22 protein-coding genes and 1 tRNA gene are annotated in these 22,743 nt (G+C 60.0%); 9 read left to right on the top strand and 14 right to left on the bottom strand.

Annotated elements, in window-relative coordinates; translation table 11 throughout:
- Positions 1-38: 38 nt before the first annotated feature.
- The 6 genes from ACNA0I_RS00730 to ACNA0I_RS00755 form a co-directional block, all read right to left on the bottom strand.
- Positions 39-623 carry a helix-turn-helix domain-containing protein gene (locus ACNA0I_RS00730; protein WP_415804150.1) on the bottom strand — a complete coding sequence of 195 codons (585 nt, stop codon included), beginning with the start codon at positions 621-623 and terminating at the stop codon, positions 39-41.
- A gap of 12 nt (positions 624-635) precedes the next feature.
- Complete coding sequence (locus ACNA0I_RS00735) at positions 636-1,928, bottom strand: NAD(P)/FAD-dependent oxidoreductase (protein ID WP_415804151.1); 1,293 nt, start codon at positions 1,926-1,928, stop codon at positions 636-638.
- Between the two features lie 11 nt (positions 1,929-1,939).
- Positions 1,940-2,629, bottom strand: a complete 690-nt coding sequence (locus ACNA0I_RS00740; protein WP_415804152.1) for an amino acid ABC transporter permease — start codon at positions 2,627-2,629, stop codon at positions 1,940-1,942.
- 2 nt (positions 2,630-2,631) lie between these two features.
- On the bottom strand, positions 2,632-3,324 hold the full coding sequence (locus ACNA0I_RS00745) for an amino acid ABC transporter permease (RefSeq protein ID WP_415804153.1): 693 nt from the start codon (positions 3,322-3,324) through the stop codon (positions 2,632-2,634).
- Positions 3,325-3,328: 4 nt separating this feature from the next.
- Positions 3,329-4,120 (bottom strand): ABC transporter substrate-binding protein, encoded by a 792-nt coding sequence (locus tag ACNA0I_RS00750; RefSeq protein WP_415804154.1) that lies wholly within the window; start codon positions 4,118-4,120, stop codon positions 3,329-3,331.
- Between the two features lie 91 nt (positions 4,121-4,211).
- A complete protein-coding gene (locus tag ACNA0I_RS00755; RefSeq protein ID WP_415804155.1) occupies positions 4,212-4,961 on the bottom strand; it encodes an amino acid ABC transporter ATP-binding protein in 750 nt (249 codons plus the stop codon).
- Positions 4,962-5,069: 108 nt separating this feature from the next.
- On the opposite strand from ACNA0I_RS00755, the gene amaB reads away from it, so the two are divergent.
- The 4 genes from amaB to ACNA0I_RS00775 all read left to right on the top strand — a co-directional run bounded on the left by amaB (position 5,070) and on the right by ACNA0I_RS00775 (position 10,378).
- On the top strand, positions 5,070-6,572 hold the full coding sequence (amaB, locus tag ACNA0I_RS00760) for an L-piperidine-6-carboxylate dehydrogenase (protein WP_415804156.1): 1,503 nt from the start codon (positions 5,070-5,072) through the stop codon (positions 6,570-6,572).
- A gap of 157 nt (positions 6,573-6,729) precedes the next feature.
- On the top strand, positions 6,730-9,135 hold the full coding sequence (locus tag ACNA0I_RS00765; protein ID WP_415804157.1) for a glucose/quinate/shikimate family membrane-bound PQQ-dependent dehydrogenase: 2,406 nt from the start codon (positions 6,730-6,732) through the stop codon (positions 9,133-9,135).
- A 45-nt stretch (positions 9,136-9,180) separates the two neighbouring features.
- Positions 9,181-9,795, top strand: a complete 615-nt coding sequence (locus ACNA0I_RS00770) for an ABC transporter ATP-binding protein (RefSeq protein WP_415804158.1) — start codon at positions 9,181-9,183, stop codon at positions 9,793-9,795.
- Between the two features lie 40 nt (positions 9,796-9,835).
- On the top strand, positions 9,836-10,378 hold the full coding sequence (locus ACNA0I_RS00775; RefSeq protein ID WP_415804159.1) for a GNAT family N-acetyltransferase: 543 nt from the start codon (positions 9,836-9,838) through the stop codon (positions 10,376-10,378).
- A 24-nt stretch (positions 10,379-10,402) separates the two neighbouring features.
- On the opposite strand, the gene ACNA0I_RS00780 is transcribed toward ACNA0I_RS00775, so the two are convergent.
- Complete coding sequence (locus tag ACNA0I_RS00780; protein WP_415804160.1) at positions 10,403-10,834, bottom strand: cupin domain-containing protein; 432 nt, start codon at positions 10,832-10,834, stop codon at positions 10,403-10,405.
- A gap of 92 nt (positions 10,835-10,926) precedes the next feature.
- Here ACNA0I_RS00780 and ACNA0I_RS00785 point away from each other — a divergent pair, with 92 nt between their 5' ends.
- On the top strand, positions 10,927-11,271 hold the full coding sequence (locus ACNA0I_RS00785) for an EF-hand domain-containing protein (protein ID WP_415804161.1): 345 nt from the start codon (positions 10,927-10,929) through the stop codon (positions 11,269-11,271).
- 31 nt (positions 11,272-11,302) lie between these two features.
- Here ACNA0I_RS00785 and ACNA0I_RS00790 read toward each other — a convergent pair whose 3' ends face one another.
- Positions 11,303-12,277 carry a GlxA family transcriptional regulator gene (locus tag ACNA0I_RS00790; RefSeq protein WP_415804162.1) on the bottom strand — a complete coding sequence of 325 codons (975 nt, stop codon included), beginning with the start codon at positions 12,275-12,277 and terminating at the stop codon, positions 11,303-11,305.
- A gap of 114 nt (positions 12,278-12,391) precedes the next feature.
- Here ACNA0I_RS00790 and ACNA0I_RS00795 point away from each other — a divergent pair, with 114 nt between their 5' ends.
- Positions 12,392-13,072 (top strand): DJ-1/PfpI family protein, encoded by a 681-nt coding sequence (locus ACNA0I_RS00795; RefSeq protein ID WP_415804163.1) that lies wholly within the window; start codon positions 12,392-12,394, stop codon positions 13,070-13,072.
- Between the two features lie 71 nt (positions 13,073-13,143).
- Here the strand turns inward: ACNA0I_RS00795 and ACNA0I_RS00800 are convergent, their stop codons facing one another.
- Entirely contained in the window at positions 13,144-15,240 is a 2,097-nt protein-coding gene (locus ACNA0I_RS00800) for a catalase (RefSeq protein ID WP_415804164.1), read from the bottom strand.
- 356 nt (positions 15,241-15,596) lie between these two features.
- Between ACNA0I_RS00800 and ACNA0I_RS00805 the strand changes: the two genes are divergently transcribed.
- Positions 15,597-16,481: an arginase family protein gene (locus tag ACNA0I_RS00805; protein ID WP_415804165.1), complete on the top strand. Its 885-nt coding sequence runs from the start codon at positions 15,597-15,599 to the stop codon at positions 16,479-16,481.
- Between the two features lie 109 nt (positions 16,482-16,590).
- Positions 16,591-16,944, top strand: coding sequence for a VOC family protein (locus ACNA0I_RS00810; protein WP_415804166.1), 354 nt, complete (start codon positions 16,591-16,593; stop codon positions 16,942-16,944).
- Between the two features lie 436 nt (positions 16,945-17,380).
- Here ACNA0I_RS00810 and ACNA0I_RS00815 read toward each other — a convergent pair.
- The 4 genes from ACNA0I_RS00815 to ACNA0I_RS00830 all read right to left on the bottom strand — a co-directional run bounded on the left by ACNA0I_RS00815 (position 17,381) and on the right by ACNA0I_RS00830 (position 20,837).
- Positions 17,381-17,454 (bottom strand) — tRNA-Gly (locus ACNA0I_RS00815).
- Positions 17,455-17,524: 70 nt separating this feature from the next.
- Entirely contained in the window at positions 17,525-18,511 is a 987-nt protein-coding gene (locus ACNA0I_RS00820) for a Bug family tripartite tricarboxylate transporter substrate binding protein (protein ID WP_415804167.1), read from the bottom strand.
- 170 nt (positions 18,512-18,681) lie between these two features.
- Entirely contained in the window at positions 18,682-19,647 is a 966-nt protein-coding gene (locus ACNA0I_RS00825) for a hydroxymethylglutaryl-CoA lyase (RefSeq protein ID WP_415804168.1), read from the bottom strand.
- A complete protein-coding gene (locus ACNA0I_RS00830; RefSeq protein ID WP_415804169.1) occupies positions 19,644-20,837 on the bottom strand; it encodes a CaiB/BaiF CoA transferase family protein in 1,194 nt (397 codons plus the stop codon). The genes ACNA0I_RS00825 and ACNA0I_RS00830 overlap by 4 nt, the downstream gene beginning before the upstream one ends.
- A gap of 195 nt (positions 20,838-21,032) precedes the next feature.
- On the opposite strand from ACNA0I_RS00830, the gene ACNA0I_RS00835 reads away from it, so the two are divergent.
- Positions 21,033-21,698 carry a glutathione S-transferase gene (locus ACNA0I_RS00835; RefSeq protein WP_415804818.1) on the top strand — a complete coding sequence of 222 codons (666 nt, stop codon included), beginning with the start codon at positions 21,033-21,035 and terminating at the stop codon, positions 21,696-21,698.
- A 112-nt stretch (positions 21,699-21,810) separates the two neighbouring features.
- Here the strand turns inward: ACNA0I_RS00835 and ACNA0I_RS00840 are convergent, their stop codons facing one another.
- Positions 21,811-22,719, bottom strand: coding sequence for a LysR substrate-binding domain-containing protein (locus tag ACNA0I_RS00840; protein WP_415804170.1), 909 nt, complete (start codon positions 22,717-22,719; stop codon positions 21,811-21,813).
- Positions 22,720-22,743 lie beyond the last annotated feature (24 nt).

A 22,743-nucleotide genomic window follows, 5' to 3' on the forward strand; every position in this document is an offset into this window, starting at 1 on the left:
GGTTAGGGTGAAGTAAGCCTTTCGAACTGCCGGAAGGTTTACTCCTCGCCAATGTCTGCGTGCGTAGACACCCACAGTACCAGCGCGTCTTTCTTGCTCAGGCTGATCACCCGATGGCCCATGCGGCTGTCGATGTAGAAACTCTCGCCCGCTCGCAGGCGGGCGGGCTCGTAAAACTCGGTGTAGAGCTGGACTTCGCCTTCCAGGACGTAGACGAACTCCTCGCCCCGATGGCGGCTCCAGTCGTGGAACTCCTCAAACGAGCGAGCCTTCACTCGGGTATGGAACGGCATCATGCGCTTGTGCGACAGCGCGGTACAGAGCAGACGGTGGCCGTAGTACGGCGTTTCGTACGGGCGCCCTTCTCCCGCAAGGCTGAGACTGCGGCGTCCGGTACCCATATGGGCGTCGGATGCCGTGAACAGTTCGGCCACGTCCAGATCCAGGCCCGCTGCGATCTTGATCAAGTTGTCATAGGTAGGCGAGAGCAGGCCGTTCTCGATTTTGGACAACGTGGATGCGGACACGCCGGTAGCCGCCGCCGCCTGCTTCAAAGTCCAGGTCCGCGCTCGGCGCAAGGCTCTCAGCCGTTGTGCCAACACGCTCTGTTTGTCGTCTTCCATCTATACGCCCTGTCATGCCCGCGACCGCCTCTCCCGCCACCAGTCGCGGGCCTGGTACGACCAATAAGTCAATTGAACCGCCGCCCTGCCGACACTGCCCCCGGCCCATGCAAGTCCAAAGGGGGCAAATAACTTGTAGCGCTGGGTATCGCCTGTGATGCCCTCGGCGACGACTCGGCCGCCGATCGCGGTGGTATTCATGCCATGCCCGCCGAATGCCGTGCAGTACCAGACGTCCGGAGCCAACTGGCCAATCTGCGGCATCAGATGTCGAGCGTAGGCCATACGCCCCGACCACGCCGTCTCGACCTTCACCCCCGTCAGTTGAGGGTAGACGGAAAGTAATTCGCGACGCAGCGACTCTGCCAGATCCGGTGGATCATCCACACGGGTGGTGATTCTACTGCCCCAGCCGATGCGGCCGCCATCGAGCACCCGGTAGTAGTTGCCGGCGCGGCGGTCGTCGCCGATGGCGGCATTGCTGCGGATGGCGTCTCGGACCCGGTCGCCAAGAGGCTCCGTCAGCATGATGTAGGTGACTATCGGTTGCATTGCCCGGCGCAACGTGGGCACGATTCCGTCTGTATAGCCGCCGGTGGCCAGCACCACGGAGCGGGCGTCGACCTGGCCCTGCCCCGTAAGCACGCGCTTGACTGCGCCGTCCAGTTCGACGTGCTTGACGGCAGTATCCTCGTGAATCCGTACGCCCAGCCGCACGCATTCGCGGGCCAGCGCGCGAGCGTAATTCAACGGATGAAAGTGAAACGACGAAGGATCCTCGATCCCCTGGTGATAGACATCCGATAGCAGCCGCTCACGCACCTCGGCACGGGTCAGAAAGCGGACGTCTCGCCCGAAGTCGCGCTGCTGGCCATCGCACCATTGCCGCAGCGCATCGGTCGCTTCGTAGCGCACGACGCGTAAACGGCCGTCTACCTTGTGCGCATCGCCGATCGCCAGATCGCGGATATTGGCGCGGATAATTTCCACGCCTTCCATAGAAAGCCAGTAGAGCTCACGGTAGTGGTCTTCATCCACATGCCGGCGAATGGTGTCCGTGCCCGCAGCAAAGGCGGGCGACACTGATCCGCCATTGCGGCCCGATGCCCCCCAGGCGATGCGCCGCCCTTCCAGCAAGGTCACGTTACGCCCGCGCCGTGCCAGCTCCAGCGCGGTGGACAGGCCAGCCAACCCTCCTCCTATCACGCAGACATCGGTGCTATCCGCCCCCGTCAACGGTGGATAGTAAGTGCCAGTATCGGCTAGCGTACGGCGGTAATAAGTGTCAACGTACTCGGATGCCATGATGCTGTGTCTCAGTGCAGGCTTGCGCCCTGCAGGCCGCCGGCCAGCCGCTTTTCGAGCCAGTTGGCCAGGCGCAGCAGCGGGTAGCAGTAAATGAAATAGATGGCCGCGATCATGCCGTAGATAAAGAGCGATTTGGACGGGAAGGTGATGATGAACACTTCACCCTGCCGCGTCAGTTCAGTGATGCCGACCACCGACAGAATGGCCGTGCTCTTGATCAGCATGACGTAGACGCCGCTCATCGGCTGCACGATGAGACGCATGGCCTGCGGCAAAATGACCAGCCACAGGATCTGGAGAGGTTTGAGGCCAAGCGTCATTGCGCCCTCGGTCTGGCCACGCGGTACCGACTGAATAGCGCCCATGACGATCTCTGCCACATAGCAGGATGTGTAGACTGATAGCGACACGAACGCCGCTGTGGCGGAATCCCAATGCAGGAGTTCGATGCCGGTGCTGGGCAGCACGAAATAGAAGATGTACAGCTGCACCAGAAACGGCGTACCGCGCAAAAGGTGGATATACAACCCCAGCAACTGATGCACGCCGCGTATGCGATAACTGCGGATCACGCCGATGACGAATCCCAGCAGCGAACCGGCGATGATAGCCACGAAGGAAACCTTCAGCGTTTCCCAAAAGCCCTTCAACAGGAAGGGCAGCACGACGCCCGCGGTGGAAAGATAGGAGTCCAGCATGATCACCTCGCGTTCCAGGCAGGACCCGCTAGCCAGAGGCTCACACCTTTGGACAACAGCAGCATGCAACCGTAGATCAACAGATAGCCCGCCGCGATAGTCAAGAAACTCTCGCTGGGCACAATGCGGTCGCTGTTCATTTGTACGCCAGCGGCGACCAGCTCGAATACGGTGATCAATGACAGCAAGGACGTATCCTTGATCAGCACCGCGGTCTGGCCCAGCAGCGGCGGCAGCGTATTGACGAAGGCCTGTGGCAGCACGACGTAGCGCAAACGCTGGCGGTAATTCATGCCGCAGGCCTTGGCACCGTCGACCTGACCGCGCGGCACAGATTCGATGCCCACGCGAATGATCTCGCTCATGTAGGCAGCGTGGTGCAATGTCATGGCGATGATACCCAGCAGCATCTCGCTCCAGCCCTTGGCCCCTGGCACCAGGTATGGCACGGCATAGTAGACCAGATAGATCTGCACCAGGAGCGGCGTCGAACGGATGAACTGCACATAAGCCGCCACGGGGCGCCAAATAATGCCCCGTGACGACATATGGGCCAGTGCTATCGGTATGCCCGCCAACACCGACAACACGAGGCTCGCGCCAGCGGCAATGAGAGTGTTGCCCAGGCCGGTCGCGAACTCGCCTGCGTACTGGCTGACGATGCGCCAGTTATAAAAATCGATCAGCCAGTCCATGAGCTCAGTGCTCTTTCTTCCATTCGGTGGAATACCAATACTTGACCAGTTCAGGCAGCGAGTTATCGGCAGTCTTCAGGGTCTGCCAGTTATCCAGCCAGAACTTCAGGCGCACGGCATTGGGGCCCACGGCAAAGGCCAGGGGCTCACGCACCATGACGCCGTCCAGCACCCGCAGGGTGCCAAAGTCCGCGAGGAACTGGTTGGCGGTGGATAACGACATGATGCCCGCGTCCAACCGGCCGCTGGACAGGGCTTGCCCCACCGGGGCGCTACCGCCCGAAAACTCTTTCAGGGTGGCCTTGGGCAGCATTTTCTTGCCTACCTCCGCATACGTGCTGGCCCCCAACGCGCCGACGGTCACGCCTTCCTTGTCGAGTTCACCATACGACTTATACGGCGAGTCCTTGGGAACGACTGCCACCGTGTCGGCGTAGAACATGGGCAGCGAGAACAGCACCTGGGCAGCGCGCTGCGGCGTGGGCGTCATGTCGGCAGCGACCATGTCAGCCTTGCCCGATAGCAGCGCGGGAATCAGGCCCTTCCACTCATAGTCCTGTAGCACCAGCTTTACGCCCAGATCGTCGGCCATGCGCTTGGCCACTTCCACAGCCAGACCGGTGCGCTTGCCGGTTTTGTCCATGAAGCTCATGAGCGGTCCAGACGTCTGGACCGCCACCCGCAGCTCGCCGCGCTTGAGGATGTCCGCCAGTTCATCGGCCTGTGCCGGCACGCTGACAGCCATCGCTGCCAACGCGAAACCCGCCACGCCTAGCCATTGTTTAATCTTCAGCATGTCTAACCCCTTGTGGTGAATGGATTCCTGTCATTCCGGGCACAGCGCCACGCGTGCCCCTTGTTTCTTGTTTGCTTCTTTGCTGCTGGAACTACAGAATCATCTCCAGGAACGCGCGCGTGCGCGCCTCTCTGGGATGGCAGAAAACTTCTTCAGGCGACCCCATTTCGACGATACGACCTGCGTCCATGAACAGGGCGCGGTCTGCCACGTCGCGGGCAAAGTTCATTTCATGGGTTACGACGGCCATAGTCATGCCCTCGCTCGCCAACGTGCGCATCAACTCCAGGATGCCGCCCACCGTTTCCGGATCGAGCGCCGAGGTCGCCTCATCGAACAGCATCAGCTTGGGATCCATGGCCAGCGCGCGGGCGATAGCGACGCGTTGTTGCTGGCCGCCGGACAGCTGGCTCGGGTAGCGATCGCCATAATCGGCCATGCCGACGCGGCCCAGCAGATCGCGGGCGTGGCGCTCGGCTTCAGCGCGGCTGCGCCCTCGCACCACGCGTTGAGGCAGCACGACATTGTCCAGCGCGGTTCGGTGCTGGAACAGGTTGAAATGCTGGAACACCATGCCCACCTCGGTACGCCAAAGATTGACGTCGGTGGTCGGATCGGTGAGCGAAACACCCTCCACGCGAATCGTGCCGCTATCAATGCTCTCCAGACCGTTCAGGGTGCGCAGCAAGGTGCTCTTGCCAGAGCCCGACGGCCCCACCACAGCCATCACCTCACCCCTGCCGAGCTCGCAATTGATAGCGTCCAGCGCGCGATGAGGGGCCTGCCCATCACGCTGATAGGTCTTGGTGACTGCTTGCACAACCAACAACGGATCCGTCACGGAGTCCCCTGCAGAAAAGGTTTCGCATTTCACGCCAGAGTTTCGTATAGTAAATTTTTTTCCAGAATCGCCACTTAGGCATAACCCTTAAAAAGCGAAGGAACCGGCATGAACACCCCCCAAGAAATCTTGCGAGCGCTCGGCCTGAATGCGGATTCGCTGACTGGAGGAACGCTGATTGCGCGCAGCCCCATCGACGGGGCCGAACTAGCCCGGGTGCACGAACACAGCGCCGCGCAGGCCCACACCGCCATCACGCGTGCGCATCAGGCCAGCTTGGTTTGGCGCGACGTCCCAGCGCCGCGCCGCGGCGAACTGGTGCGTCTGTTCGGCGAGATTCTGCGTCAGCACAAGCGCGAATTGGGCCGTTTGGTCAGCCTGGAAGCCGGAAAAATCATCGCGGAAGGCGAAGGCGAAGTGCAGGAAATGATCGACATCTGCGATTTCGCGGTGGGCCTGTCACGCCAACTGTATGGCTTGACCATCGCGTCCGAACGCCCGGGCCACCGCATGATGGAGACGTGGCATCCGCTGGGCGTGGTCGGCGTGATCAGCGCCTTTAATTTCCCGGTCGCCGTGTGGTCCTGGAACGCTGCGCTGGCACTCGTCTGCGGCAATGCCGTAGTGTGGAAACCGTCGGAGAAAACGCCGCTGACCGCGCTGGCCTGCAAGGCACTCTTTGCCCAGGCCACGCAGCGCTTCGGCGATACGCCCGCCGGCTTGGTGGAAGTGCTGATCGGTGGCCGCGACATCGGGGAAGTGCTGGTGGACTCACCTACAGTGGCATTGGTGTCGGCCACCGGATCGACCCGCATGGGCCGCCAGGTGGGGCCGCGCGTGGCCCAGCGTTTCGGCCGCGTGCTGCTGGAGTTGGGCGGCAACAATGCCATCATCGTCGGCCCGACGGCCGACCTGGACATGGCCGCGCGCGGGATCGTGTTCGGCGCCATCGGTACGGCGGGTCAGCGCTGCACCACCACGCGCCGCCTGATCGTGCACGAAAGCGTGGCCGACGATCTGTTGCAGCGTCTGCACAAAGCCTATGCCAGCGCACCTATCGGCAATCCGCTGGATGCGACCAAACTGGTCGGCCCGCTGATCGACCGCGCGTCGTTCGACACTATGCAGGCGGCGCTGAAGGCCGCGCGCGAACAGGGCGGCAAGGTGACCGGCGGCGAACGCGTGCTGGCCGAGGAGTACCCGGATGCCTGGTACGTGCGCCCAGCCATCGCCGAGATGCCCGGCCAGACCGATGTAGTGTGTCACGAAACCTTCGCGCCTATCCTCTACGTAATGCGCTATACCGATTTCAACGCGGCGCTGGCGCTACACAACGGTGTGCCTCAAGGCCTGTCATCGGCCATCTTCACCAATGATCTGCGCGAAGCCGAAACCTTCCTGTCGGCGTCGGGCTCCGACTGCGGTATCGCCAATGTGAACATCGGCACCTCGGGCGCTGAGGTTGGTGGCGCGTTCGGCGGTGAAAAGGAAACGGGCGGCGGTCGGGAATCCGGTTCGGACGCATGGCGCAGTTACATGCGCCGCGCCACCAACACGATCAACTATACGCGTCAACTGCCGCTCGCCCAAGGCATCAAGTTCGGTGAGTAATGCCCTTGGCCGAGCCAGTGCGATGGCTTGAGCCACGTCCCACACAGCCATCGCACAGGCGGTGGCTGTAGAGGCTACTTTAAATTGGCCGAATACTGTTGTACTACGAACCGGTATGATGGATGGGTTGTTGATCTCACTCCTAAAGGATCACGCCATGAATACCAACGGTCAATACAGGAGCGTGGCCCAGACCATCGGCTGGGTAATCTTGCTGCTCATTGCGCTCTATTCTCTAGTGGGTGGCGTCTGGTTGGCGACGCTGGGCGGCTCGTGGTATTACGCCGTGCTGGGTATCGTGCTGCTGGCGTGCGCGGGGCTGCTGTGGCGCAATCGTGAGACGGGACTGTGGCTTTACGCGCTGGTGCTGGCGGCCACCGTGGTCTGGGGCGTGTGGGAAGCCGGAACCGATTTCTGGGCGCTGGCGCCGCGCTATGACATTCTTTTCCTGCTGGGCCTATGGTTGTTGTTACCGCCAGCCACGCGTGGCTTTGCCGCTCCCCGCCCCGCGAAAGGCGCTATCGGCATAGCCATGATAGCCATGCTTGGCGTGCTGGGATACGGCATATTCAACGACCCGCAGGAGATCAACGGCACCTTGAGCCGCGCGCAACCGGCCGAGGCAAAGCCCGTATCCGGGGTCGCCGCTGAGGACTGGCCATCCTATGGGCGCACCGAAGGCGGCGTACGCTACTCGCCGCTCACGCAGATCAACGACAGTAACGCCAAAAACCTGCAAGTCGCATGGACCTATCGCACGGGCGATTTTCGTACGGAAAATGATTCCGGCGAGACTACCAACGAGGTAACGCCCATCAAAGTCGGCGACAAGCTATTCCTGTGCACCCCTCACCAGTTTCTTGACGCGCTGGACGCTGCCACCGGTAAACGCCTATGGCGCTACGACCCGAAACTCAAAGCCGACAGGACGTTTCAGCATCTGACCTGCCGCGGCGTGTCTTACCACGATGCTGGCAACACTGAGCGCTTCCCGGCCAGCCAGACCAAGGAGGACAGCACCGCGTCCACCATCTGCCCACGGAAAATATTGCTTCCCGCCAATGATGGCCGCCTGATCGCCGTGAACGCCGACAACGGCCAGAAATGCACCGACTTCGGTAACGATGGCGAGATCGACCTGCAAAAAAGCATGCCGCATGCCTACCCTGGCGGCTACAACCCGACCTCGCCACCAGTGGTGACATCGACCACCATCGTCATTGGCGGCTCGGTCACGGACAATTTTTCCAACAAAGAACCCTCTGGCGTAATTCGCGGCTACGACGTGCGCACTGGCGCGCTGAAATGGGTGTTCGACACCGGCGCGCAGGACCCGAACGCCATGCCAGGCGAGTCCACGCAGTTCGTGCACAACTCGCCGAATGCCTGGGCGCCGCTGGCCTATGACGCGCAGAGCGACATCGTTTACGTCCCGACTGGCGTAGGCACCCCCGACATCTGGGGCGGTGACCGCGACCCGCTGAAGGAACGTTATGCCAATTCCATGCTGGCGCTGGACGCCACCACGGGGCGTCTCATCTGGGATTTCCAGACGACACACCACGACCTGTGGGACATGGACGTGCCGGCGCAACCATCACTCATGGACGTGACACTGGCGAATGGCCAAACCGTGCCGGCGATTTATGTGCTCACCAAAACCGGCAACGTATTCGTGCTTGACCGCCGCAACGGCCAGCCTATCGTGTCCGTGACGGAAAAAGCCGTGCCGCAGAACGTGGCACGCGGTCCGCAAACACGCGACGAGCATTATGCACCGACGCAGCCGTTCTCGAGCCTGAATCTCGCGCCGCAAGAAAAGCTCACGGACAAGGACATGTGGGGCGCCACGATGCTCGACCAACTCATGTGCCGTGTGATATTCAAACGCCTGAATTACGACGGCATCTACACGCCGCCTTCTGAAAACGGCACACTGGTGTTCCCCGGGAACCTCGGTGTGTTTGAGTGGGGTGGCATGTCGGTGAACCAGGATCGCCAAGTGGCACTGATGAACCCCATCGGCCTGCCCTTCGTCTCCAAGCTCGTACCCGAAGACGCGAATCGCCCGCACAAAGAGAAAGGCGCAGGCACGGAAAGCGGCGTGCAGCCCATGTACGGCACGCCGTATGGCGTCGAACTGAATCCCTTCCTGTCACCGCTAGGCCTGCCATGCAAGGCTCCGGCCTGGGGTTACGTCGCAGGCGTCGATCTGCAGAACCACCAGGTGGTATGGAAAAAACGTATAGGCACCATACGCGACAGCTTGCCGCAGCTGTTCCAACTGCCGCCCTTGAAGATCGGCGTGCCCGGCCTGGGAGGCCCCATCTCGACAGCCGGGAATCTGATGTTCGTCGCGGCCACGCAGGACAACTATCTGCGCGCTTTTGACGTCAGCAACGGCGAACTGCTGTGGGAAGGACGCCTGCCAGCAGGTGGCCAAGCCACGCCGATGACCTACGCCGTCAATGGCAAACAGTATGTAGTCGTCATGGCCGGAGGCCATGGCTCGTTCGGCACCAAGATGGGAGACTATCTGGTGGCGTACGCCCTGCCGGATTGATGGCCCAGACCCTGCATGACCTGAACATCAGCACATCCATCCAATATGCTACGCATCGACAACCTCAGCAAACGCTATGGCGATCACCTCGTATTTCAGGGGCTGACACAATCTTTTCCCTCAGGTTGTGTGGCGCTATGCGAAGAAGACAGCACGGGCAAATCCAGCCTGCTGCGCATTATCGCAGGCGTCATTGCACCGGATGAAGGAGACGTCTGGATCGATGGACATTCGATCGTCAACGCTCCTGAGCAGGCCAAATTCCGCCTGGCCTACGTGCCCGACAATTGTCTGGCATTTCCCGAGCAGACGGGCAAAGGTTTGCTCGAACAGGTAGCTTTGCAGAAGAAAGCTCCCATAGACGAGGCCGTGCTCGACCTTGCTTCCCGGCTGGGGTTGACGCCTCATCTGGACAAGCGCTTCGATCAAATGTCGACAGGGACACGCCGCAAAGTCTTTCTGACGGCCGCCGCCATTGGCGACCCGGTTGCCATCATCGCAGATGGTCCCAGCAACGGACTGGACGCGCAGGCCCGCGTCGCGCTGGCCGAACAATTCCGAATCTGGTCTCTGGATCGCGTGGTGCTGTTCGCCAGTCACGATTACGAGCTGGTCCAGGTTTGCGGAGCAAGGGCGATCAACGTCGCAGGGTTGAGCTGAACTGGCACCTTAGAACGCAAACAACAGCGCTGGACTACTTATGTCTCCAATTACCTTTGAAGGACTGGTTTTCCGTAGTTTTCGGAACAGTGACACGAAGGAATTTGCACGTGCCGCGCGGGAATCTGTCGAGACGGTTGGGCGATGGATGCCATGGTGCACGTCCGCCTTTTCAGAACAAGATGCGCGCGCGTGGTTCAACCAATGCCGTGCGAGTATGCGCGCCGAGACGGGGTACGAACTGGGGGTGTTTTCAGAAAAGACGGGTGAACTGCTAGGAGGGGCAGCACTGAACTCGATAAATCGTCAGTATCTCTTCTGCAATTTAGGCTATTGGGTAAGACAATCGGCTCAACGACAAGGTGTGGCGGTTCGCATCGTGCAGGCTTTGGCGCCATATGCATTCAATACGCTGGGCATGCAGCGCGTAGAGATAGTGATTGCCGTAGGCAACACAGCAAGCGAAGCGGTAGCTCGCAAAGGTGGCGCGCAATTCGAAGGGATCGCGCGGAATCGGCTCCAATTACACGGCACCACGGTATCGGCGTTGATGTTTTCAATCGTCCCGGCCGTGCAGGAATAACTGGCCCAGACGCGACACGCAGAGCTAGCCGCGCTGACGCCCCTCGGGACTCCAATCGGGAGGGGCCAACTCGAAGCTGGCGTACTCGAACCCGGGCGCGACGGTGCAACCTATCAGCGTGTAACGTCCAAGCGGACGCGCAGCCTGCCAGACATCAGCCGGCACCACAGCTTGCGGCCGTTCGCCGTTCGCGAAATCGGTACCCAGCGTGACGGCTTCCACCTGATTGCCATCGAACAGCGAGAGAAGCAATGGATCGCCGGCGTAGAAGTGCCAGACCTCCGCCGCATCGCGCACGCGGTGCCAGTGGGAGCTGTCACCGGCCTCAAGCAAATAGTAGATAGCCGTTGAATGAGCGCGCGTGTCGCCGCGTACATCACGAAAGGTCTCGACATACCAGCCGCCTTCCGGGTGGCGCTGCATGCCTAGGGTTTCGATGATTTCACTAGCTTGCATTTAATGCTGTCCTTGTCGCAGAAGGGTTGGAGACCACGGGAAAAGCAGTTATGCTCATTGAAGTAAGCTGTTCGCGAACTGAAGGAGCACCCATGAATAAAACCACACTTTCGGCCGCAATTGGGGCACTCGTCCTGTTTCCCGTTCTCTGCGCCGCAGCGGCGTCGCCTCCCGCATCGACCTCGCTGACAGCTGAGCAGCGCCAACAACTCGACACCGACCGCAGCGGCAACGTGAGCCAAACGGAATACCGGGCCTTCATGGAAGCGGCCTTTGGCAAACTGGACGCGGACTCGGACGGCTATCTCGGCAAAAACGATTTCCCCAAAGAAGTCAGCGAGAGTCAGTTTGTAGCGATGGACGCGAACCGCGACGGCCGCATCGCCAAAGCAGAATTCATGACTCAGGTGATGAAAGACTATACAGGTGGAAAGTAAATGGGAAGGCAGTTCCGGCCCTGGAGCCCTGTCAGGAAATCGAGAATCGCTCCCGATAGGCTTGAGGGCTGATCCGTAGCAACCGAATGAAACTGCGCCGCATGCCTTCCTCGTTGCCAAATCCGCAGCGGGCTGCGACACGCTTGACTGACCACGCAGTATCGACAAGCAGCCGCCGTGCCGTCTCGACCCGCAGTTTCTCAACAGCACGCGCGGGCGTCATGCCCGTTTCTGCTTTGTAGTGGCGCATGAAACTGCGCTCGCTCATGTGGAGCCGTCTGGCTAACGCAGGAACGGACAGGTCGGAGCCCAGGTGCTCCCCCATCCACGTGTGCAATTCGCCAAACTGATCGTTCGCCTTTTGCATCGAGAGCGTGGCGCTGAACTGAGACTGGCCTCCCGGCCGCTTCAGAAAGACGACGAGTTCACGAGCGACCGCCAGCGCCATCGAGCGCCCCAGGTCCTCTTCCAACAACGCAAGAGCAAGATCGATGCCCGCAGTGACTCCCGCGGATGTCCAGATATCACCGTCGCGAACGAAAATGGGATCCGTTTCTACACGCAGTGTTGGATAACGGTTCGCGAGCTCTTCGCAGCGCGACCAATGCGTTGCCACGCGACGTCCATCCAGCAATCCGGCCTCTGCCAGCAGAAACGCACCGGAACAAACCGAGGCGATACGCCTGGACCTGCCTACTTGCCGCCGAATCCAATTAGTCAGCCGCGCATCCGCCGACGCGGCGTGGACGCCACGCCCGCCCGGTACCACCAGCGTGTCGATGGGCCCTTTCACGGTACGCAGGGAGTGGCTCAACAGGGCCAAGCCGGAGGACGAGGTCACGAGCCCGGGATCGGCTGACACGACTCTGGGCGCATAGGGCCGTGCGAGCCCTCGCGCTGCCAAGAGCTCATTGGCCGAGGCAAAAACCTGCAATGGCCCGCTGACGTCCAGCAATTGAACGTCCGGAAACGCCAGCAGCAAAATGGATCGAGCTTGGGCTGACATGATTTGGCAGAAACCGAGGGGTAATTGGCAATTCCGCCAAAGACTACCTGCATAGAATGTCTATGTCTATCCCGGGCCCCGTCGTTGTCCCGCGTCTTTGAAAAAGGCATCCTCATGACGATTCAAATCGGATTTCTGGTATTTCCCCGCGTACAACAACTGGACCTGACCGGTCCTCACGATGTCCTGGCGTCGTTGCCTGACACAACGATCCAATTGATCTGGAAAACACGTGAGCCGGTTGTGTCCAGCAGTGGCCTCATCTTGACGCCCACCGCCACCTATGAAGACTGCCAGCCGCTGGACGTTATCTGCGTACCTGGCGGGAGTGGCGTGACGGACTTGCTGCAGGACAGTCAGACCATCGACTTTGTCAAAAGACAAGCCACCAGCGCCCGTTACGTCACATCCGTGTGTACCGGAGCGTTATTGTTGGGTGCGGCAGGTTTACTGCATGGCCGGCGAGCGACTACGCACTGGGCCTCCCACTCATTGCTTGAGCCCTTGGGCGCCATTCCGGTTCACGAACGGGTAGTCCGTGATGGCAACATCATCACAGGTGGCGGCGTGACAGCGGGTATTGATTTCGGATTGACCGTAGTCGCGGAACTGGCGGGCGCTGAGCAAGCGCAGGCTATTCAACTCCAGCTCGAATATGATCCGGCGCCGCCTTTCAATGCTGGCAGCCCGGATGTCGCTCCACGGTCAATCGTGGAGCTTGTAAAACAACAGTCCGAACCTGGGTTCGCGGCTCGACGCAGGATCGTCTCCGAGATCGCAGCCTCGCGAAACTGAGTGCGCGGCGCCGCCCAGGTCCCCGGCGGATACAGGCGCCAGCGCACTCTCTCTGCAAAACAGGTACGGAATCAAGCCAGCGTTCGCACCTTGGGCTCACGGTCCCATTGCCGCGTCTTGGCTGCCTTGATAAAGCCGCGAATATCGTCGGCTTCTACCACGCCCGGGTCCTTCATGACGCCTCCTGCCTGCAGGACCGCTTGCGCACCCACGTTGGCGGCTATCGCCTTGAGATGTCCGTAGGCGTCGCGTACCCAGTCAACTGCCGCAGCCTCCTTGGCCAGTTTCTTGCCGGCCTCGGCGGACAGCACGATAGCGACTGCGTCGAAGACGACCGATGGCGTTCCCGCAAGCTGCCCGTCGGCAGGCAGCTTGGTCCCGTCACTCAGCTTGGCGCCGCCCACCTTGGGCGCAACGATCTTGACGCTGGCCCCAGCCGCCTGCGCCGCTTGGCGTAGCGCCTGAATCACAGCGGCGTCCGAGCCGTCGTCAACCAGGATACCAACCGCCCTGCCCTCCAGCGTGGCCTTCATCTTGCCGATGATCTGCAATGCCGGCGACGGCGGCATATCCTGGGGTTTGACTGCGGCCGGCGGCGCGGGCGGCAGGCTATCCAACGCCAGACCATCGGCCACGCGCTTGGCCAGGTCGCCATCGATATGGCGCAGGTGCCCAACGACGGCTTCCCGAACATGAGGCGTTTCCACCTTCGACAACTCGAACACCAGCGCCGAAGCGATATGTGCCTGCTCCGGTGCCGTCTGGCTCTTGTAAAACAATCGCGCCTGACTGTAATGATCGGCAAAGCTCTCCGGCCGGATGCGCCCCTTGCTTCCGTCCTCGGCGGGTTGCGCGTAGCTGCGAAAGCCCGACGCTGTTTCTCGAGGCGTATCGACCTGCAGGGAACTAGGCTCGTAGTTCACTCGCCCTTTTGGAACCTGCATCTGCATATGACCGTCGCGTTGCAGGTTAGCGAACGGACACTTGGGCGCGTTGACGGGAATCTGGTGAAAGTTCGGTGATCCGAGCCGGGACAGCTGAGTATCGAGATACGAGAACAAACGCCCCTGCAGCAGAGGATCGTTACTGAAATCGATCCCCGGCACGATGTTGGCCGGACAGAACGCTACCTGTTCGGTTTCCGCAAAGAAATTATCCGGCCATCGATCGAGCACCATGGTCCCGATCACAGTGAGCGGTACGGTTTCTTCGGGAATCAACTTGGTCGCATCGAGATGATCGAATGGAAACTTCGCGGCGTCCTCTTCCGTGAATAGCTGCACGGCCAGTTCCCATTGCGGGAAATCTCCTCGCTGTATCGCCTCGAACAAGTCCCGTCGGTGGAAATCCGGATCGGCGCCCGCGATTTTCACCGCCTCGTCCCATACCGTCGATTGCAGGCCGAGCTTCGGCCGCCAATGGAACTTGGCGAACGTACTCTCTCCCTTGTCGTTCAGCAGTCGGAAACTGTGAACGCCAAAACCCTCGACCATGCGCAGAGAGCGGGGAATTGCCCGGTCGGACATTGCCCACATGATCATGTGCATCGATTCGGGGGTGAGCGAAATGAAATCCCAGAATGTGTCATGGGCCGAGGCCGCCTGGGGGAATCCGCGATCCGGCTCCATCTTCACCGCATGTACCAGATCGGGAAACTTAATGGCATCCTGAATGAAGAACACGGGGATGTTGTTGCCGACCAGATCGAAGTTGCCTTCCTGCGTATAGAACTTCACTGCAAAGCCCCGCACATCACGCGGTGTGTCGATCGAGCCTGCGCCGCCGGCAACGGTGGAAAATCGGACAAAAACGGGTGTCTTGGTACCGATCTCAGTCAACAATTTGGCGGTGGTGTACTTCTTCAGCGATTTGCTCAACTCAAAGTGACCATGGACTGCAGAACCGCGCGCATGCACGATACGCTCCGGAATACGTTCATGGTCGAAATGAGTGATCTTCTCGCGCAGGATGAAATCTTCCAGCAACGTCGGCCCGCGCATTGTCGGGCGCAAGGAATTCTGGTTGTCGGAGATCGGGATACCCTGGTTGGTCGTCAGCGGCGGATGTGTCCCGCCTGCTTCCTGGTGAAGCTCATCACCGTTTCCACGGCGATCGGACTTGCTCTTGCTGACGGATGCACCGGAACGTCTTTTCGGCATATTGGCCATGGCTGGGCTCTCCTTGAGGGATGGCGGGCTGAATGGACAAACTCGAACACGTACGAGTTTTTTATACCTGAAAGGCCATTGCGGATGCGGTGACTGGAACAAAGAGTCACACTGTTTCGCTATCGGTCAGATATAAATCTTGCAAAATGGGGATCGGCATAGCTCAAATCCTCATGCGCGTACCGTTCCTGTCACCGGCCAGAGTCACTGCTCAATAAAGCGCGCCTCGGTAGTTGGCACCGAATGATGTTCGCTTCGTCGCTCAAGCCCGACCGTCAATCGGAAATCGAGGGGGCCGGCCGACGTACCGTCGCAGTAGTGACTTACTCTGCAAATTGCTGCTAATGGAGATGCGCATGCAAACCCTCTCCTATGCAATTCTCGAAGCCCCCTCCACGTTGGGCTTGGCGACCGACGGCGTGGAATGCTTGCCTGATCGGCTCTTGGAACTCGGTCTCGCCCAGCGCATCCGTGCGCGACGCGCCGGGCGGTTGGCTGTGCCTCCCAAGAATCCTACGCCCGATCCCACGACGGGCGTCTTGAATGCCGAGGCAATTGCGGCGTGGTCGCCCCAGCTTGCCGACGCCGTGGAGGCGATACTGGACGCGAGGGAATTTCCGGTGGTCCTCGGCGGCGACTGCACAATTGTGCTGGGCTCGATGCTCGCCCTTCGACGGCGCGGCCGCTACGGCCTGTTCTTCATCGATGGCAACGCTGATTTCTTTCAGCCTGAGGCGGAGCCCAATGGCGAAGGCGCCTCGATGGACCTAGCCTGGGTCACTGGCCACGGCCCATCGCATCTAACCGACATTGAAGGTCGCGGCCCGCTGGTGCGTCCCGAAGACGCAGTAGCGTTCGCGTATCGTGATCATAAAGACCAGGAGGAGTACGGAAGCCAGCCGCTCCCCAAAGCGCTCAAGGCGATTGACCTTCCTGCCGTACGCGCAAAGGGCATCGAGGCCGCCGCGCGGGAAGCAGTCGACCACCTGACCCGAGAGGAGCTCGACGGATTCTTCATTCATCTCGACGCCGATTGCCTCGATGATGGCATCATGCCGGCAGTCGACTTCCGTGTGCCGGAAGGGTTGTCGTGGGATGCGCTAAGCACCACGCTTCGGATTGCCCTGGCGAGTGGCAAGGCAGTCGGCATCGAGATCACCATCTATAACCCACTTCTGGACGAAGACGGCAGCGCAGGACGAGGCCTGGCCGACGTAGTAGCAGCAGCGCTTCGACAGTAAATACGCTGCGGAGAGTGATGCGCTCAGCCTGCAATGTTCTTGTCAGCGTTCTCTAAAGCACCTGCAGCAACTTTTTGCTAACTTCGCCGCGCGGTAGAAGGAGTCAAGATTGCAAGTCAAACGTATAGTGGCCAACCTGGACGTGCCGGACCCGAGTCGAGCTCGCGCCTTTTATCAAGACATTCTCGGCCTGGAGCTTTTGATGGATCATGGTTGGCTTCAGACCTATGGCTGCGCGGCGGAAAAAATGACCGTTCAGTTGAGCTTTGCAGTGCAAGGCGGATCTGGAACGCCTGTGCCGGATTTATCGATCGAAGTCGATGACGTGGACGAAGCGCTGCGACGGATGAGGGAAACCGGGTTTTCCGTCGAGTATGGGCCGGTTGATGAGCCGTGGGGAGTACGTCGATTCTATGTTCGCGATCCTTTTGGAAGGCTGGTCAACATTCTTGCGCACGCCTGAGCAACGATATCCTCGGCCAGCCATGTCTTGCTCTCGCGGCGATCACCCGGCCACGGTCGAACCACCTGATGATGACCACCACTGATAGCGCAGCTTTTGGATTGAACCTGATGAGTGATCAATGTCACCTGGTCGTTGATCAGGAGCAAGCTTTAACTTAGCTTGGAATATTGATCCCGACGTAAACACTTTGGGCGAAAGCATGCTCAGGATGAGGGAATGCGGAATCAAGCGCAAAATGAATTGCGTTGGCAAGCGCTTGCCGATCAGCGACGATACGCTCAAGGACTGCTACCTCGGAGCTAAGCCAACTAAGCATATTCGCCGCCAGCTAATGGAATTTAGAACCCACCCAGGCTCATTCCCTTATGGCCCACCTGATTAAGCGCGCTCATCCCCAATCAATGAGTATCAGCACGCAAAATAGCCAAAATTCTGGAGCGGGTGATGGGAATCGAACCCACGCTTGAGGCTTGGGAAGCCGCCGTTCTACCATTGAACTACACCCGCTTGGGTGTCGTGNCGCGCCCATAGGCGCGGCAGAGGGGTTGGATTATAGCGCGGGTTTCAACACCGTGTTTTAGTTCGCCTTGATCCCGGCAGCCTTCACGACTTTGCCCCAACGGTCATATTCCTGCTGGGTGTATTCACCGAGCTTTGCCGGTCCCATGAACTCGGCTTCCGCGCCCTGCGCTTCCGCTTTTTTGCGGAAATCGTCGGTCTTCATGATGGTCTCGATCTTGCCTGCCAGCTTGTCGATAACGGCCTGGGGCGTGCCTTTAGGCGCATACATGGCAAACCACGACGACACCAGCAAATCCGGATAGCCCGCCTCAGCGACAGTCGGTACGTCCGGCAATGACGCCAGACGATTCGGCCCAGTCACTGCCAACGCGCGGAGCTTGCCTGCAGCGATATGCCCCAGCAACGGTGGCGGAGTCGTAATCGTCATATCCACCGCACCACCCAGCAAATCGTTCAAGGCGGGTCCGGTGCCTTTGTACGGGATGTGTGCGATTTTGATGTCCGCCATCTGCTTCAGCAGTTCCGTTGCCACGTGCTGCAGGGCACCATTGCCAGATGAGGCATAGTTCAGCTTGTCGGGATTGGCCTTGGCATAGGCGACCAATTCTTTTAAGGAATTGATCGGCAAACTCGGACGAATAACGATGACCTGCGGGGCGGACAGGATGTTGGCAATGGGTGCAAAATCCTTGATCGGATCCCAATCGACGGGCTGCACATGCGGAGAAATCGCGTTGTAGCCGGAATACTGCAGCAACAAGGTATAGCCGTCCGGCGCGGCTTTGGCGACGGCTTGTGAGGCGATGCTGCCCGAGGCGCCGGGTTTGTTTTCCACGACGACGCTTTTGCCCAGGGCTTCGCCCAAGGGTTGTGCGATCAGACGCGCGGCCAGATCCGTCGTACCGCCAGGTGCTGCGGGAACGAGCAGCGTAACAGGACGATCAGGATAGTCGGCCAGCGCAATAGCGGGGCTGGCGGCAATAGCCAGGGTGGTCGCGGCCAAACCGGCGCGCAGAGTTTTAGACAGTAAAGATAGCGTCATGGACAGGGTCTCCTGATAGTTTTTCTGGACGATGTTGTTGGAATGATTCTGATGGCTAGCTTGTTATGGGTAATGCTGCGAAAAATTTTTAATCTGCGGTAATGCGTTGCTCAGCTTGAACACGTGTCCTGCGATAGCGCACTGTAGAATCCGTCACTACATACGGTTGATTACGCATGAACGCCGTCAGCCGGCCCAAATTTTTCCGCCAACCATGCCGGCGGCTGGTGCGTAGCCAGCCGATGGCCTGCCGCCAGCAATGGGGTCGAGAATTCGCGCTGCACCAGTTGCGGCAGCCCGCGCACGATGTTCAATAGCGGCTGCAAGGACACACCGGTTTTCACGCCCATGCACTCGAACATGTGAACGAGCTCTTCGGTGTTGACATTGCCGCTGGCGCCAGGCGCATAGGGACAGCCGCCCAATCCGCCCGCCGCTGCGTCAAAGCGCGTCACGCCGGTTTGCCATGCGGCAATGGCGTTGGCTAGCGCCATGCCACGTGTGTTGTGCAAATGAATGGTGATGGGCAAGCCCGGCAGTTCCCGCAATACGGTCTCGCACAACGCCGCAACCTGGGTGGGATAGGCCATGCCCGTGGTGTCGCACAGCGTAATGCCAGCCGCGCCCGCCTCGGCGAGTTGGTGGGCCAGGCTCAACACATCGTCCACCGGCACATCGCCATCAAAGGGACAACCGAACACGGTAGACAGCGAGACGTTGCAAGGGGTCGAGGTGCCCTGCGCCGCATGCAGAATGCTGGTCAGCTCAGTCAGGGATTGATCTCGCGTCATACGCAAATTGGCGCGGTTATGCGTTTCGCTGCTGGACATCACCAGATTCATTTCCTGGGTGCCGACTTCGATAGCGCGCTCCAGGCCGCGGATATTGGGAACCAGCGCGGTATAGATGACATCGGGATGCCGGCGGATGCGGCGCATGACTTCTTGCGCATCGGCCAGAGCAGGGATCGCTTTCGGCGAGGTAAAGCTCGTGACTTCAATGCGTGCGAATCCGCAGTCGGAGAGCGCGTCGACCAAAGCGATTTTGTCTTCGGTAGAAACGAACGCCTTTTCGATTTGCAGGCCGTCGCGCGGGCCGACTTCGTTGATTTCGATGCTGGGCGTACCGGTGTTCATGCGATGACTCCACGGGCGCGCAATTCGGCGCGTTGTTCTTCAGTCATCCCGGCGTCGGCGAGTACGGTATCGGTATGCTCGCCCAGTGTGGGTGCACGATCATGAATAGCGCCGGGATTATCGGACAGGATGGGGAAAACAGCAGGCATTTCGACGCGAATGCCGCTAGCGCCCTGTATTTCAGCGATAGCGTTGCGCGCACGATAATGCGGATCACGGGCGATGTCGGCGACCGAATAGATACGGCCGCTGGGAACGTCAGCCTCGCGCATGGCTTGCAGAACTTCGTCGATATCCCGTTCCGCCGTCCAGGCGCTGATGGCGCCGTCGATTTCGTGCACGCGGGCAGCGCGGCCATCGTTGTGTGCCAGGCCGGGATCTTTGCCCAGATCATCGCGGCCGATGCGAGACATCAATCGTGTGTAGATACCGTCACCATTGCCAGCAATGAGGACGTACCCGTCTTTGCAGCGGTAGGCATTCGAGGGCGCAATGCCTGGCAAGGATGCGCCGGATGGCTCGCGCACTGCACCAAAGGCGGTGTATTCGGGTAGCAGGCTTTCGGTCAGGTTGAACAGGCTCTCGTAGAGCGCTGCGTCGATGACTTGGCCTTGTCCACCGCGAGCATCGCGCTGATACAGGGCCAGCAGCACGCCCAGCGCACCATGCAGACCAGCGATCGTGTCGCCCAATGAAAGCCCGCCGCGTACAGGAGCGCGGCCGGGTTCGCCGTTCAGATAACGCAGACCGGCCATGGCCTCGCCAATCGCAGCAAAACCGGGCTCGCGGGCTTTGGGGCCGGTTTGGCCATAGCCGGATACGCGCAGCATGATCAGGCGTGGGTTGAGTTCGTGGAGCTCCTCCCACGACATGCCCCATTTTTCCATGGTGCCAGGGCGGAAATTCTCTATCAACACGTCGGCTTGGGCAGCCAGCAGGCGAATGATTTCCTGGCCTTCTTTCTGGCGCAAATCGACGCAAACGGATTGCTTGTTGCGGGATTGGGCCTCCCACCAGACGGAGGTACCCTCGTGCAACAATCGCCATTTACGCAGTGGATCGCCTAGGCCAGGAGGCTCGATCTTGACGACTTGCGCGCCGAAATCGGCCAAGGTTTTGGCGGCGAAGGGGCCAGCGATCAATTGCCCCAACTCCAACACGCGTATGCCCGCCAGAATTTGCCCTGCCATGTGTGTTCCTATGAATGATGGATTTCAGCGGATGGGAGTGTGCGCGAAAGCATGCGGCAGGGGAATTGTTCTTATAAGAAATGGGGTTTCCCAAACGAGAAAGGCCCGACTGACGAACGGAGAAATCTCACGGAAAAACTAGGGAATGTACTAACCTGAGAAGTCGTGCAAAGAAATCCGTCTATTACCCAGCTCATGCCCTCGCCCGTTTTACCCGTCCTCTATTCATTTCGCCGTTGCCCCTATGCGATGCGCGCACGATTGGCATTAGCGGCCAGTGGCCAGCGTTGCGAATTACGCGAGGTAGTCTTGCGCGCCAAACCTGCGGAATTGTTGGCGGCCTCGCCCAAGGGCACGGTACCGGTGTTGGTGCTGCCGGGCGGAAAAGTGATAGACCAGAGCCTGGACATCATGCGTTGGGCCTTGGCGCAGCACGACCCGGAACATTGGCTGACACCCGATCGAGGCTCGGCAGCCGATATGGAGGCCTTGATTCAGCAATGCGATGGCTCGTTCAAGAGCGATCTGGATCGTTATAAATACCCTGATCGTTACGAAAACGCCGATGCCCTGTCCCATCGCACGGCGGGGGCACAATACTTGACGGAATTGGACCGCCTCCTGCAAGGACAAGACTATCTGTTTGGCGCACGGCGCAGCCTGGCCGACATGGCCATCGCACCCTTCGTGCGCCAGTTTGCGCATGTCGACCCGGCATGGTTCGAGGCGCAGCCCTGGCCTGCGTTGACGCAGTGGCTAGAGGCCTTTCTGACAGACACGCGGTTTCAGCAAGTCATGGAAAAATACGCCCCATGGGTATCTGGCACAGAAGGCATTTACTTTCCGAACGATGATAACTAGCCGTCAACGTCTGACACCGTGTGGACGAATCAATGGATCGGTTGGTGGACGACGCGGCCCATCAAACACCGCATGACGCGGGTACATCAGAAATACCAGCGTATCCGCGTCCCTACACGTTCGAGCTCTCGTCACTGCGCAGGTGTGCCAGCAACAATCGCGCCGCCACCGTCAGCGTATCCGCATCGCGCACGCCCAACAATAACCAGCGGTGCGCCCATTCATCCGTCAGCGGGATCAAGCGAATCGACATCGACCGCGCATGCGGCTCCGCCGCGATACGCGGCAACACCCCTACGCCCCCCGTCGCCACCACCATCCGACAGATCGCATCAAAACTGCGCACCTGGATCCGCAGCCGCATTGCCTGGCCCAAGCGCACACTTTCCTCGTTCAAGCGCGATGCCAACGACGTCGACGGCGGCAGGCTCACATACTCGTAATCCAACGTTTGCGCGAACGCGATAGACGGCGAATTCGCCAACGGATGACGCTGCGGCGCAATCAACACCAACTCATCCGGTCGATAAGGCACCGTCAACAAGCCTTGCGCCGGCGTGCGATCTGCAAACACGCCAATATCTGCGCGATTTTCCAGTACCGCCGTCACGATATCGGTGCTGTTCTGCTCCTCCAGATCGATCCGCACGGCCGGGTGCTCGTCCATGAACGCTGCCAGGTCCTCCGGCAAGAACTGCGTCAATGACGACGTATTCGCGGCAATCCTCACCTGCCCCTTCACCCCTTGGGCAAAGTCAGACAAGCTGCCCGCCATCTGCTCGACCTCTTGCAGCACCCGCTGCACATGCACCAGGCAAACCTGCCCCGCGTCGGTCAGCTCCACCCCGGCCGTATTCCGATACAGCAAAGGCGTTCCCAACGCCGCCTCCAGATCCGAAATCCGCTTGCTGGCCGCTCCCACCGCCAGATGCGACTGCCGCGCGCCCGCAGAAATACTGCCCGCCCGCGCAACAGCGGCGAACAAAGCCAGCGTAGTGAGATCAAACCGAGCGACATTCATGATCGAAATGCTACCCCACAACCC

The sequence above is a fragment of the Bordetella muralis genome (genome assembly GCF_965139205.1).
Taxonomy (GTDB): domain Bacteria; phylum Pseudomonadota; class Gammaproteobacteria; order Burkholderiales; family Burkholderiaceae_B; genus Bordetella_A; species Bordetella_A muralis.